The organism is Lentilactobacillus kosonis, assembly GCF_003864335.1.
Taxonomy (GTDB): Bacteria; Bacillota; Bacilli; order Lactobacillales; family Lactobacillaceae; genus Lentilactobacillus; species Lentilactobacillus kosonis.
In genome coordinates this window covers 111,609-125,348 of the sequence record NZ_BEXA01000002.1, presented here as the reverse complement: position 1 = coordinate 125,348, position 13,740 = coordinate 111,609, and the positions used below count along the sequence as shown (strand labels likewise).

General features: G+C 36.6%; 12 protein-coding genes and 3 pseudogenes. 3 read left to right on the top strand and 12 right to left on the bottom strand.

Annotation, left to right across the window (positions count from 1 at the left end):
• Positions 1-190: 190 nt before the first annotated feature.
• Complete coding sequence (locus NBRC111893_RS03510; protein ID WP_369689707.1) at positions 191-775, top strand: DUF1361 domain-containing protein; 585 nt, start codon at positions 191-193, stop codon at positions 773-775.
• Positions 776-809: 34 nt separating this feature from the next.
• On the opposite strand, the gene NBRC111893_RS12270 is transcribed toward NBRC111893_RS03510, so the two are convergent.
• The 3 genes and pseudogenes from NBRC111893_RS12270 to murB form a co-directional block, all read right to left on the bottom strand.
• Positions 810-1,247, bottom strand: a complete 438-nt coding sequence (locus tag NBRC111893_RS12270) for a hypothetical protein (RefSeq protein ID WP_439957170.1) — start codon at positions 1,245-1,247, stop codon at positions 810-812.
• A 554-nt stretch (positions 1,248-1,801) separates the two neighbouring features.
• Positions 1,802-2,931 (bottom strand): annotated as a pseudogene (locus NBRC111893_RS12265) (cation:proton antiporter); the annotation flags it as partial.
• Positions 2,932-2,945: 14 nt separating this feature from the next.
• Positions 2,946-3,812 carry a UDP-N-acetylmuramate dehydrogenase gene (gene murB, locus NBRC111893_RS03500; RefSeq protein ID WP_125008014.1) on the bottom strand — a complete coding sequence of 289 codons (867 nt, stop codon included), beginning with the start codon at positions 3,810-3,812 and terminating at the stop codon, positions 2,946-2,948.
• Between the two features lie 203 nt (positions 3,813-4,015).
• On the opposite strand from murB, the gene NBRC111893_RS03495 reads away from it, so the two are divergent.
• Positions 4,016-4,549 carry a 3'-5' exonuclease gene (locus NBRC111893_RS03495; protein WP_125008013.1) on the top strand — a complete coding sequence of 178 codons (534 nt, stop codon included), beginning with the start codon at positions 4,016-4,018 and terminating at the stop codon, positions 4,547-4,549.
• Between the two features lie 49 nt (positions 4,550-4,598).
• Here NBRC111893_RS03495 and NBRC111893_RS03490 read toward each other — a convergent pair whose 3' ends face one another.
• The 4 genes and pseudogenes from NBRC111893_RS03490 to NBRC111893_RS03475 all read right to left on the bottom strand — a co-directional run bounded on the left by NBRC111893_RS03490 (position 4,599) and on the right by NBRC111893_RS03475 (position 7,332).
• Positions 4,599-5,090, bottom strand: coding sequence for a GNAT family N-acetyltransferase (locus NBRC111893_RS03490; RefSeq protein WP_125008012.1), 492 nt, complete (start codon positions 5,088-5,090; stop codon positions 4,599-4,601).
• Between the two features lie 2 nt (positions 5,091-5,092).
• Positions 5,093-5,524: a tRNA (adenosine(37)-N6)-threonylcarbamoyltransferase complex ATPase subunit type 1 TsaE gene (gene tsaE / locus NBRC111893_RS03485; protein ID WP_230402945.1), complete on the bottom strand. Its 432-nt coding sequence runs from the start codon at positions 5,522-5,524 to the stop codon at positions 5,093-5,095.
• A 103-nt stretch (positions 5,525-5,627) separates the two neighbouring features.
• Positions 5,628-6,611 carry a phosphate acetyltransferase gene (pta, locus tag NBRC111893_RS03480; RefSeq protein ID WP_125008010.1) on the bottom strand — a complete coding sequence of 328 codons (984 nt, stop codon included), beginning with the start codon at positions 6,609-6,611 and terminating at the stop codon, positions 5,628-5,630.
• Between the two features lie 29 nt (positions 6,612-6,640).
• A pseudogene (locus NBRC111893_RS03475) lies at positions 6,641-7,332 on the bottom strand (uracil-DNA glycosylase).
• A 110-nt stretch (positions 7,333-7,442) separates the two neighbouring features.
• On the opposite strand from NBRC111893_RS03475, the gene NBRC111893_RS03470 reads away from it, so the two are divergent.
• Positions 7,443-7,967, top strand: a complete 525-nt coding sequence (locus NBRC111893_RS03470) for an LURP-one-related/scramblase family protein (protein WP_125008009.1) — start codon at positions 7,443-7,445, stop codon at positions 7,965-7,967.
• A 50-nt stretch (positions 7,968-8,017) separates the two neighbouring features.
• Here NBRC111893_RS03470 and smpB read toward each other — a convergent pair whose 3' ends face one another.
• The 5 genes and pseudogenes from smpB to NBRC111893_RS03445 all read right to left on the bottom strand — a co-directional run bounded on the left by smpB (position 8,018) and on the right by NBRC111893_RS03445 (position 13,582).
• On the bottom strand, positions 8,018-8,494 hold the full coding sequence (smpB, locus tag NBRC111893_RS03465) for an SsrA-binding protein SmpB (protein WP_125008008.1): 477 nt from the start codon (positions 8,492-8,494) through the stop codon (positions 8,018-8,020).
• A 19-nt stretch (positions 8,495-8,513) separates the two neighbouring features.
• A pseudogene (gene rnr, locus NBRC111893_RS03460) lies at positions 8,514-10,882 on the bottom strand (ribonuclease R).
• Between the two features lie 26 nt (positions 10,883-10,908).
• A complete protein-coding gene (locus tag NBRC111893_RS03455) occupies positions 10,909-11,652 on the bottom strand; it encodes an alpha/beta hydrolase (RefSeq protein WP_125008007.1) in 744 nt (247 codons plus the stop codon).
• A 72-nt stretch (positions 11,653-11,724) separates the two neighbouring features.
• Entirely contained in the window at positions 11,725-11,961 is a 237-nt protein-coding gene (gene secG, locus NBRC111893_RS03450; protein ID WP_125008006.1) for a preprotein translocase subunit SecG, read from the bottom strand.
• Between the two features lie 85 nt (positions 11,962-12,046).
• Positions 12,047-13,582, bottom strand: coding sequence for a ClC family H(+)/Cl(-) exchange transporter (locus NBRC111893_RS03445; protein ID WP_125008005.1), 1,536 nt, complete (start codon positions 13,580-13,582; stop codon positions 12,047-12,049).
• Positions 13,583-13,740 lie beyond the last annotated feature (158 nt).

Genomic DNA, 13,740 nt, shown 5'->3' with positions numbered 1-13,740 from the left:
AAATTATGACGTTGTTTAAATAAAATATAAAATAAGTAAATTAATTCTAAAATTCATGGTAATTACTCTCAAAACATAGTTTAATGATAATGATATTAGTAAGGAGGAATTAATTTGAACACATTAACTAAATGGGTGATTCGGATAATCGCGATTATCTGGATGGGCTTTTTGTATACGTATCTAAAAAATCCTCCATTTAATTTTTTTAGTTTTAAACACTTTTTTAGCGTTTATTCCCATTGAACTGAGCTTTCACATCGATAAGAAGCGCCCTCATAACCCCATTTTATTTTGGGTAATCGTGATTATCTGGTTACTCTTCTATCCAAATACTCCTTACTTATTAACCGATTTATTCCATCTATCACTGTTACAACCTTATGGTAGCAATGGTTTATTACGGTTAAATAATTATATGTGGTTCAATTACGCTCTTCTTATGATTTCAACTATTTCAAGTACCGTTCTAGGTTTTTGGGGATTAGATCGAGTTGCCAAAGCCATTGCAGATCGTTTACACATGCATCACTTAGTATTTACAAATGTGGTCATTGTGATTTTAACGATTTTGTCTTCAATTGGAATCTTTATTGGTAGATTTCTCAGAATTCACACAATCTACTTATTCTTAACGCCAGAGCAATTTATCAAACCACTATTAAATATGTGGAGCAGTAGTGCACTCCTTTTTATCGGTCTGCTAACTATTATCCAGCTACTATTTTTCTATTTAATCAAACTAATTCAGCTAAATCATTTTCAAGATGAATAAATAAAAATGGAGGGGGAAATTCCCCTCCATTTTTTTAATTTTCATCCTGATAGTCCATAATTAAGACAGTTTCAGAATAATTAATATATTGTCTTAATCGAGCCGCCATCCGCCATTCAATTTTGCCTTGCTCCAACAAAACCTGAACCCCTTCTCGCTCCGAAGCCAATGCTTTGATTCTTAGTCCCTGAACTTGAGAATGTAGCCGATTGCGGTCAGTTGACATTCGATTTTTTGATTCTTCAATCTGATTTCGATAATGAATTACTAAGTGATATACCGACTGACTATCAAATCGTTCATTTTCAATATCATCCCGATTGAAATACTCAGATAACGCCTTAATGGCCGCCTTAGCCTGTTCAATATGGGCTGTAGATAATTGATTAGCTAATTCGGAATTAGCATTTCGATTAACTAGCCACATAGTAATTATTCGCCGAATTTTACGAATTCGATGTTGATTATTCAAACTAAAACTAATCTTTGGTTTATTTCCTTCAGACTTTCTTAAACGTTTATCATTTTTTGAAGTTGATCAAGGCTAATTAAATAAGCATCTTCAGAAATTTCATTATCATCTCTAAGCTTATCAAGTGCTTCAAATTCACCATTTATCGCTACTCGGCGTAAGGCCATTTCATCAGCAATGATTTTATTCATATCTCGCAAGTTATTTTCCTTTAGCTCCAATCTTCTAATTAAAAATTGGTAATCTAAAATCAAATCAAATGCGGCTTGTTGATTTTCTGTACGGCGATTCTCTTCAATACTATTAATTGCAAGCTTCATAATGTAAATTCTCGCTTGTTCTTCAGTAATATAATTTGAATCGGTTTGTGAGTCAGCTTCCAAATCCTCGTCCTCACCATCGCTACCATCAGTATTTGAACCCCGCGTAATTAACGGCGCCTTATTTTTGGAGACTAACGGTAATGTAATGGTGGCCACAATTAAACTAATAATAATCACAAAAGCAGCCACAAATAGCGCCAAGGAACGAGATGGGAACCTAGCTCCGCCGTCAATAACCGTTGGAATTGATAATACACCAGCCATCGTTACTGCTCCACGGACACCTGATAATCCAGCAATTAAAGCTGCTTTTAAGGGTGACATCGAGTTTTTTCCGTGAGTAATCGCTGTACCTAAGACTTGATATAAATAAATCCAAACGACCCGAATAACTAATAAGATTAGCCAAGCGACAAAGGAAATCCAAACAGCATGAAATGTATTAATATTGTCATTATGAATAATTTCCTTAGTGGCAATTGGTAATTCAATTCCTAAAATAACAAACACAATTCCATTTAGCATATAAATAATAATGTCCCAAGTCTTTTCACTAACCAAAGTTAGTTCCGGTTGACTATAATCCGTAACCCCACCAAAGAAATGAAATAAAATTCCAGCCACTACTACCGCAATAACTCCAGATGCATGAAGTCCTTCTTCGGTAATCATATAAATTCCAAATGGCGTTAGCACTTGCAATATCGTATTAAAAATAACATCATTGATTCCTTGTCTAAATAGCCAGTTTTGCAATACAATTACTAAACTTATTAGTACTGCTCCACTAATACAACCCACGACACTAATATAAAAAAAGTCTAATGTCGCTGACTGAATTGAAAAAATGCCAGTGACCGTCGCAGCAATTGCGTACTTAAAGGCGATTAGACCAGAGGCATCATTAATCAGACTTCACCGCTAACAATATGTAACACCCCTTCTGGAAGCGATACTCGCTTAGAAATCGACTGAACCGCAACGGGATCAGTAGGTGATAAAATCGCTGCTAGTGCAAAGCTAACTGCCATTGGCATCGTTGGAATAATAACATGGAACAACAACCCACCCAATAAAGTTGTTAAAAATACCAAGACAATCGCATTTCCAAGAATGGGTCCTCTTAATTTCCATAGCTCTCGTTTGGGAAACCTTCGACCATCATTAAATAACAACGGAGCAATGAATAATAGTAAAAACCAATCCGTCTTTAACGGAATCGATACCTGCATAAATAGTGCCGCACATAGCCCTAAAAACACCTGGATCAAGCTAACCGGAACAGATGGAATAAAATGGTCTAAAACATTGGAAAGTAAGACTACTCCAATTAATAATATGACTGCTTCAAGTATGTGCAATTAACATCCTCCTTTTACTCATTATCGCCAATAATCCGTACTTCAGTCTCTAAATTAACTCCAAATTTCTCCTTAACGGTTGCTTGAACATGCTTAATGACATTTAAATAATCCGTTGCTGTGGCCTTATCAACATTCACAATAAATCCAGCATGCTTTTTAGATACTTGAGCACCACCAATTTGGAAGCCCTGAAGACCGGCATCATGAATTAGTTTACCAGCAAAATAACCTTCCGGGCGCTTAAAGACACTACCACATGAAGGTAAATCTAATGGCTGTTTTGCAGCTCTTAATTCATTTAAATGATCCATTTCTTTTTGAATCTTATCGCGACTGCCATGGCTTAATTCAAAGGTAGCAGCCAGAACGATTTGATTATTTTCTTGAACACTGCAGTGTCGATAACCAAAATCAAGTTCTTGTTTATCAAGATGAAGAACTTGATCATCTGGCGTTAACACATCAGCAGATACTACAACGTCTTGCACTGAGCCACCATAAGCACCTGCATTCATAAAGACGGCGCCACCAATGCTTCCAGGAATCCCTGCGGCAAACTCGATGCCACTCAATGAGTTTGCTTGCGCAACTTTTGTCGTTTCGATAAAAGATGCCCCCGCTTGGGCAATCAAAACATTTTCATGAACTGTGATTTTATTCATTTTGGTAAGAATCAAGGTTAATCCTCGGATCCCACCATCTCTAACAATCAAGTTACTTGCATTACCAATAACTGTAATTGACAGTTGGTTTTCATTAGCATATTGAACTAATTGTTGAATATGATCAACTGATTCAGGAAAAGCCAAAATGTCTGCTTTGCCACCAGTCTTGGTATTGGTATATTTAGATAATGGTTCATCTAAAAAAATATCCATATCAGCTGAAAATTTAGTTTTGCATTTCTCTATAATTTTTCATATAGTCATTTCCTCATTCCGAATACATATGTAAATATATTGTACCATGAATCAGTCCGTTTTCATCCTGGAAGCTAGTCGCCCGTTTCATTCGGCGATTAAACTGATTGCATATTTAGCTAATTACAATTACAATTAACAACATTAATTGAGGTGAAAACATGAATTTTGTTGCATTTGATTTTGAAACTGCCAATCGTCAGCGAGCAAGCGCTTGTTCTTTGGCTTTAACCATCGTCCGTGACAATCAAATTGCGGATCAATTTTATTCGTTGATTAATCCGGAGACTGATTTTGATTGGCGAAACACTCAGATTCATGGCTTAACGGCTGTTGACGTCAAGGATGCCCCCAACTTTGCCGAATTATGGGAGCACATTAACGATATCTTCAAAACCAATCGTTTAGTGGTTGCTCACAATGCTTCGTTTGATAATAGTGTCCTAAAACGCTCATTAGAACGCTATGAAATCGAGTTGCCACACTACATGTCACTTGATACTCTGAAAACATCTAAAAAGTTTTATCCAGATTTGAAAAATCATAAATTAAACACTTTATGCGATGAATTCAATATTCCTTTGGAACATCACCATAACGCCTTAGATGATAGTGTTGCTTGTGCTAATATCTTGCTATATGAACAACAAGTCTTTGGCACCCAAGCCTTGATTCCATTTGTTAAAACTGTTTAATCCAGTTTTAAATAAAAAGCCTACCGAAATATTTCGGTAGGCTTTTTATTTAAATATCTGCTGTATCAATTTCCATGTATACTGACGCACGATCATCAATGGCCAGTTCAGAAACTACTTTAAATCCATACTTTTCGTAAATGTGAATTGCCGGTGCATTGTCCTTAAATACAGTCAAGGCCATCTTATTCAAATTAGAATAGTCAATTGCCCATTCAACTGCTAATTCAACCAGATTTGAGCCAATTTGATATCCCTGATATTCATTAAGCACAGCCACACCCAGTTCACCAATTCCCTTCTTTAAAAATTCAACCGTGACAATTCCAATTAGTTCATCACTAAGTGTAGCCACAGCAATCAAGCTACTTTTCGATAAATTAATCAACGAAATCATCTTTGCTTCATCTTCTACCGTTAGGGAATTCAAATCAGAATCTACCACAAAAGTGTCGGATTCAGTTTGCAATTTTTTTAATAGTTCGATTACTGCTGCCGCATCGGCCTCATTTGCTAACCGAAAGTCCACTTCTTCAGCCATTATTAATCTCCTAAAATTTGGTTAATAATTCGATTATACCGTTCACTTGTTCCGGTGAAAGTTAGTCGTCGTTTACTATCAGATTCATTATCTAGTCGTTGAAAGCTAATTTTTAAGTAATTTTGGGGTAACGTGTCTTCCACAAATTGTGACCATTCAACCACACTAACTCCATCACCGTTAAAATATTCGTCTAGTCCTAGTTCATCACCACTACCATCTTCTAATCGATAGACATCCATATGATAAAGTGGTAAACGACCACCGGAGTATTCTCGAATAATTGTAAATGTTGGACTTTTAATTGACCGCTTAATGCCAAGTCCTTCACCCAATCCCTTGGTAAAAGTGGTTTTTCCAGCACCTAGATCACCATCTAGCAAAATTACATCGCCAGCGGATAACAAGGGAGCTAATCTTTTACCTATTTGCATAGTTTCTTCGGCCGATTTAACTTTTACTGACTGCAATCTGAATTCCTCCCTTAAAATCAAAGGATTGCGGCAATAAATCACCACAATCCTTAAGTTAATTTAATTAGTCGTTTGTTAATGATTGAGCAGCAGTGATGATTGAAACCTTGTAGATATCTTCTTCATTGCTACCACGTGACAAATCTGATACCGGTTTGTTTAAGCCTTGTAGGATAGGTCCAATAGCTTCAAAGCCACCAAATCTTTGAGCGATTTTATAACCAATATTTCCTGATTGTAATTCAGGGAATATGAATACGTTGGCATGTCCGGCAACCTTTGAATCAGGAGCTTTTTTAGTCCCAACCTCAGGTACAAAAGCGGCATCGAATTGTAATTCACCATCGATCGGTAATTCTGGAGCTGCTTCATTAGCAATTTTAGTTGCTTCCTGAACTTTAGTTACCATGTCACCCTTAGCGGAACCTTTAGTTGAAAAACTTAGAAGGGCCACTTTAGGATCAATATCAAATGTTTTGGCAACTTTAGCACTTTCAATGGCCACTTCAGCCATTTGTTCAGCATTTAATTCAATGTTAATTGCACAATCTGCGAACAAATAACGTTCGTTATCCCGTTGCATAATAAATGAGCCACTGATCAACTTAACGCCAGGTTTAGTTTTAATAATTTGTAATGCTGGTCGAACGGTATCACCGGTTGGATGATTAGCCCCAGAAACCATTCCGTCGACTTTATCCAAATATACCATTGTTGTCCCAAAGTAATTAGGATCATTCAACCATTGACGTGCCTTATCAGCATCAGTTTTTCCATTTCGACGTTCAACAATTGCATTTACCATTTGATCAATTACATCTTGGGGTTGATTTAAGTAATCAACGACTTCTACACCATCCAAATCAACATCTAATTCGTTTGCTAATTTAGAAACTTCGTCATTTGAACCTAAAATAACTGGTCGAATCAATGATTCATGAGCTAATCTAGCGGTTGCTTTAATTACCCGTTCATCATTGCCTTCAGGAAATACAATTCTAATTTGTTTACCTTGAATCTTTTGTTTAAGACTTTCAAATAATTCCATCATCATTCCTCCAATTAATGTAATTGAACCTAGGTTAGCTGGTTAACATTTTCAGGTAACTGCCAATCAATTGGCTCCTCGCCCATTGCGATCAAAGCTTCATTGGTTTTAGAAAATGGCTTTGAACCAAGAAATCCTCGACTTGCTGATAATGGGCTTGGATGAGCTGATTGGATAACGATATTCGTTTCTGTGTCAATCAACGAAATCTTATCCCTAGCAGCTCGTCCCCAAAGAATAAAAACAACTGGTTGGTCACGTTCAGATAATTTTCTAATTGCTGCATCAGTTAATTGTTCCCAACCCTTACCTTTATGAGAGAAGGCCTGACCGTTTCTGACGGTTAACACCGAGTTAAGCATTAGAACCCCTTGCTGAGCCCACTTAGTTAGATAACCATGATTAACTGGTTTGATTCCTAAATCAGATTGCAACTCTTTGTAAATATTTCTTAGCGATGGTGGCACCTTTACTCCTGGTAAAACTGAAAAGCTCAATCCATGGGCCTGATTTGGTTCATGGTAAGGATCTTGACCAAGAATAACCACTTTAACCTTACTAAACGGGGTTAATTTAAATGCTTCGAAGATATTATCCATGTCTGGATGGATAAATTGCGTCTGATATTCAGAGACTAAAAACTTGCGAAGTTGTTGATAGTATTCCTTCTCAAACTCTGGCTCTAAAACACCCCACCAATCATTTTGATAAACGGTTTCATTCCTAACACCTCAACATCCATTTTACCATATCAAAAGTTAAATAACATTCAGTAATCAATTATTAAATCCCGTGTTAAAATGAATTAAATCATTGTAAAGGGATAATGTTATGGCAAGAAAAATTCAAATCAACGTGTCAGAGCTTGAACGATCACACGCCACTAAGGTTATCAATGAATTTAGTAACAATCAATACTTGGTAGTCGGCAGATGGGGTCTTGTTACTGACAGCTACTCAATTTATTCAAGATCCGGAGAATTACTGTGTGAAATCAAACAAGCTACACTAGGAACTAGCCCCCGGTTTGATATCTATTACTTAGATAAATTAGTCGGCACATCAATAATTAACTTATCATTACACTATTCAACCATTTATATTAAGGGAATCAATTGGTTAATTATCGGCAACGAAGTAAAACAAAACTATTCAATTATTAAAAAGCAGAAACGGATTGGCACAATTCACTCGTTCAACACTCATGGCGATGTTGTTAGGATTATCTCTACTGATAATATTAATGACGAATCAATAATGGTGGCAATTGCTGCAATTTTGAACCATCCAGTAACCACTAGCCAACTAAACATCTCCAAAAATCCATTTAATCACTTTAACCCCACCATCAGTTAATCCATTCAAAAAGGGATCTAATTCGATAATTGAATTAGATCCCTTTTAATTTAATTATAATGCTTCATAACCCGTTCAATTTGCCGATCTTGCTCTTTTCGTTTAAGCGTTTCACGTTTGTCATATTCTTTTTTACCCTTGGCAACACCAATTAATACCTTGGCAAAACCATTTTTAAGGTAAACTTTCAATGGCACAATTGTAACCCCTTTATCTGAAGAAGCACCAGCCAACCGCTTGATTTCCTTTTTATGAAGTAATAACTTACGATTTCTTAACGGATCATGGTTAAACTGATTCCCATTAGTATATTCACTAATGTGAACGTTCATCATAAACGCTTCACCATTTTTGATTTGCACAAATCCATCTTTTAAATTTAATCGCCGATCTCGAATTGACTTAATTTCAGTTCCTGTCAATACAATTCCAGCTTCATAAGTTTCCTCGATGGAATAATCATGGCGGGCCTTCTTATTTTGAGCCATTAGATTATCGTCATTTTTTTTGGTTTTTTTCTTAACCATAATCTCACCTCATGATTTTTTAGTGCTTGCGACTGTTGCTATTGTTGCGTGATCGATTACCTGAGCTATGATTGCTGTTATTACTATTGCTATTTCGGTTATTATTTCGACCATTTCGATTATTACTATTATTTCGATTACCGTTCCGATTGTTACTATTACTGTTTTGACGATTACCACCGCGATAATTATCATTATGTCGACGCTTAGGCAAAATATCACTTGTCGGTGTATTTTGTGGATCAACAATGTCAAAATCAACAGCACTTTGTTCAACATCAACATTGATAACCTTCACTCGAATTGGCTGACCCATTTTATATGTTCTACGAGTATTTCTACCAACAAGAGCCATAAATTGTTCAACATATTCATAATAGTCATCATCCATTCGACTAATATGAACTAATCCTTCAACAGTATTAGGTAATTCAATAAACATTCCAAACTTAAGTACTGAACTAATAACGGCGTCAAATTCTTCACCCACGTGGTCGTTCATGTACTCAGCCTTCTTCATAGCATCGGTGTCTCGTTCAGCATCGATAGCTCGGCGTTCATATTCTGACGTGGTTACGGCGACCTCATCAAGCACGTTAGCAAATTTTCTTTTTAGTTTCTTCGTTAATCCCATTTTCATCGTAGTAATGAATCATTCTGTGAACCATCGTATCAGGATAACGTCTGATTGGTGACGTGAAGTGAGTATAGTAAGGCGCAGCAAGACCAAAGTGACCAAGAGATTGGTCTGAATACTTAGCTTGTTTCAAACTTCTAAGTAACATAACTGAAACCATGGTTTCCTCAGGCTTACCAGCCACTTGCTTAAGCACATTTTGAAGAGTCTTAGGTTGAATATGTTCGGGATCACCCTTAACGTTGATTCCAAAAGCAGTCAACGTTTCAAAGAAGGTCTTAATTCGATCAGCATCAGGCGTTTCATGGACCCGGTATAGGAATGGCACATGTTGTTCAAAATAATGTTGAGCAACCGTTTCATTAGCAGCTAACATAAATGATTCAATCATTCTTTCCGCTAATCCACGCACTCTAACCTTAATGTCAATTGGATGACCTTTTTCATCAACAATAATTTCTGCTTCATGATCGTCAAATCAATGGCACCATGATTTTTCGGTTCTTAGCTAAAATTCGATGTAAATCACCCATCTGTTCAAACATTGGTACCAATTCTTTATATTGATCCATTGTCTTTTCGTCATGAGCTTCTAAGATTTGATTAACTGCAGTGTATGTCATTCTAGCTTTAGATCTCATCAAGCTCGGATGAATTCGATGCTTAATAACATTTCCAAATTGATCAATTTCCATCTCACAACTCATACAAAGTCTTAACTCACCCTCGTTAAGTGAACAAATTCCGTTAGATAATCTTCTAGGAAGCATTGGAATTACTCGGTCAGTTAAATATACGGAAGTACCACGTCTAAATGCCTCTTTGTCTAATGGACTACCTGGTGTAACGTAATGACTAACATCAGCAATGTGAACTCCTAAATGATAATTACCATTTGGTAGTTGCCAAACAGTTACGGCATCATCTAAATCCTTTGAAGATTCACCATCAATTGTTACTAACGTTTGATCAGTAATGTCTTCGCGACCGATTTTTTCTTCTTCAGTAACATGATCTGGAATTGCATTAGCGGCTTCAGTAACTTCTTCAGGGAATTCTGCTGGGATATCATGAGCATATACCACTTGCAAAATATCAATTCCTGGGTCGTCAACTGAGCCAATTACCTTTTCTGCAATTCCCACCATGTAGTCTGGATGACTAGCATTAGGATATTCAACGATTTGAGCCGTGACCACTTCACCAGGTGTGGGCTTAATTCCGACATCATTGATATAAAATTTATACTTAGCAATTTTCTTATCAGTTAATTTTACTTCACCATAATACCCACGGTCATCATCAGGCTTAGAAAATCCGCCAACTACAGACTTGTACTTATGATCAACAATTGCAGTAACCTTACCCTCAGGTCCTTTAGATTGATCGGCAGAACCTGGTCGGACAATTTCGATTTCAACTGTGTCTCCATTAAGTGCCAACATAGTATTGTCCGGGGCAATGTAAGCGTCAGGTTCAACTTCATCATATGCGACAAAACCAAATCCCTTATCATTAGCATGGAAAATCCCTGTTAGTTTACGCTTTTCAGGATTAAGTTGGAACTTGCCGTCTAGAGTAACCGAAGCAACCTTTTCTCTTTCCAATACAGCCAATTCTTGAACAATCAATTTAAATGCTGCTGAACCATGGTACTTCAAAACATCAGCAACTTCTTCTACAGAAAACGACTTGTCAGGATGACCGACAAGAACGTTAGCAATTTCATTTTTTAATTCATTATCTTGCAAAATTTATTCCTCAATTTACTTTAATTTTAGTATATTCTATTTAAAAACGACTTTAAATCGGTTTCTAATTCCGTGTGAGCAGAATTAACCGTAATCATGTGACTAGCATCAGAATATTCATGAAAAGCCACCTGACTATTAACTAACTTAGCCTTAATTCTCTGGCCACTCTGTGAATCAACCATTTCATCTGCTAACCCTTGACCAATAAAGTATGGCTGATGAATCTTTGCAAGGTCCTCCGCTACCCCATTAGCAAAATCATTAATTTCACTTAGTAACGGGTCGATATTATCATCAAGCCACTGCACTTTAGTCTTTATTGTCTCTTCATCTACTTTAAAACGCCGGTAATTAGTAATAGCCATTTGTAAAAATGTCGCTCTAACATTATTTGAACGACCATTACGGACAATAGGCGACCCAAATGAACCACCACCGACTAGTTCAGGATACTCTTCCAAAGACTTAGCAGCAAAGATTCCGCCCAAAGAAATCCCAAAAATACTAATTTCGGTTTTTCCTTTAGACTTAACAAAATTAATTGCATCAACGACATCTTGCCACCATACAGCCGGCGAGCCACTAGTAATGATATCCGTAAAGTCATCGGTACCATGACCAGTAAATATTGGCGCATAAATCGAATAATCTTCATTTTCAAGTCGGCGTGCTAATAGTCTAACATCAACAGGTCCACTAGCAAAAGCATGAAGCAAAATAATCGCCTTATTACCATGATCAAAATAAAATGTTCCTGGTTGAGCCATTTATTTCATCCCCAATTACCATTTACCGTAATTATAATAAAAATCCCCCTGCATTTAAACAGGAGGAATTTTCTAGTGTGATGAAAACCACGCTAGAGCTAGTGAAAGTGCAAAGAAAATAATGCCTAAAACCAAAGTGGTTCTTTGCATGAAAGCTTCAAAGCCACGAGGCTTTTGCTTAGCAAACAAATCATCTGCACCACCAGTTAATGCTGACATTGCATCATTTGTCTTCGATGGTTGCATCAAAACAGCAATTGTAATTAAGATACAATCAATTATCAATAGTGTTAATAAAAAATTATACACGTGATAGCCTCCTACCAATTCAATCGGCTTATAGTACTCATACTACATTATCATAATCAGCATAAATATGCTAGCAAAACATTGATTATCTAGTCAACATATGAATACTATGAATCGCCTGCTGACGCTTATTACCAGTAATTCTAATAATTAACACATCTCCTGCATTCAATATTATATCACCTGACGGAATAATCTCATCACCATGGCGGTTAATTTTAATTAATAATGAACCATTAGGCCATTTAAGTTGCTTAATCGCTTTGCCGTCCGCTTCAGAACCAACAAACACCGTTTCAATCGAATCAAATAACATTGATTCTGTCTTGTTTTCATCCTTGCCAAGCATTTTCAACAATAATGAATGATAAATCGGCTTACCACCCAGTAGATCAACAACTAAGTAAGCCAATAGCGCCACCGATGCCAAACCTAGTAAGTGAGAAAGTGTACCAACCATTTCGGTAATCAATAGAATTGCAGTAAATGGAGCCTTACTAACACAAGAAAAATATCCAGCCATTCCCATGATTACAAACGATGGAAAGTAAATTGCTGGGATGAAGTGTAAGTTGACCATTATCGTTCCATAAGCGGCTCCTAACAAAGCTCCCAGACACAACATAGGTAAGAATATTCCTCCTGGCAAACCACTACCATACGTAAATACAGAGAAGATTAGGCGAATTATGAAAAAGACGACTAACGACGTAAGAGAATATTTTAAATACTGTAGCGACAAAATCAATTTGCTTCCACCACCAATAATAATTGGTAATTCCATCATTATCGGAATTAATAATGCTAATGAAATAACGCCGCTAAACGACCGTGGTATTATTTTGATCTTAGCATATAGCTTATCAACATTCAGTAACATTAACTGGTATATTCGACCAAATATACCCAGTAGTAGCGCTAACGGAAGTACCCAACCAAAAAATTTAATTGGTAATGATGTGCTTGACATAAATAAAACTGGCTTCAAGCCAAAAATATATGTCGCAATACAATCAGCAGAGATCGAGGCGGTTAAACAAATCAGCCAGATGTTAGTTGAAAAGTTATGATAGATTTCTTCCAAAACAAACAGCGTACTAGCAATTGGTGCATTAAAGGCCGCACTTAATCCAGCTGCTGCCCCGCTAGAAATCAACACTTTCCTATTGATACCTATCTGATTCGTCCACTTAGCAACCCCCTGACCAATAGTTGATCCCAATTGAATAGATGGACCCTCTCGACCAAGAAACAAGCCACTTCCAATCGATAACACTCCACCAATAAATTTTCGCCATAACGCTGGCCAAAATGAATAATCGATTAGTCCCATTAACTGACCTTCAACTTGAGGAATTCCTGACCCCTTAATTTCTGGATGAGATTTCAAAAGCAAATCATTAACGATTGCAATTAGTATAAATAATCCGATTCCTAAACCTAACCACATCAAGCTGGTCTTGCCTTGATTAAAAATGAATTCAAAGACTGACTGAAGGCGTTCAATTAAAAATCTAAAGGTAGCCACCACGGCACCAACCAACACGCCAATAATTAAACCACTACCGATTAACTTGATTTGACTTCTATTACAATTAATATGAATTCGCACTAAATTCATCCCTTTACATAGTCTCCTAAACTATATTACCACAGGCATCTAGTGTTAATTCGGAAATTTCAGACACTAATGAATTGCATGTCGTACGACTTTACTATTAACTCTTTTTGCAGTTACTCGTTTTTTTGTAGTCTTGGATAATTTCGCCTTTTTCTTCT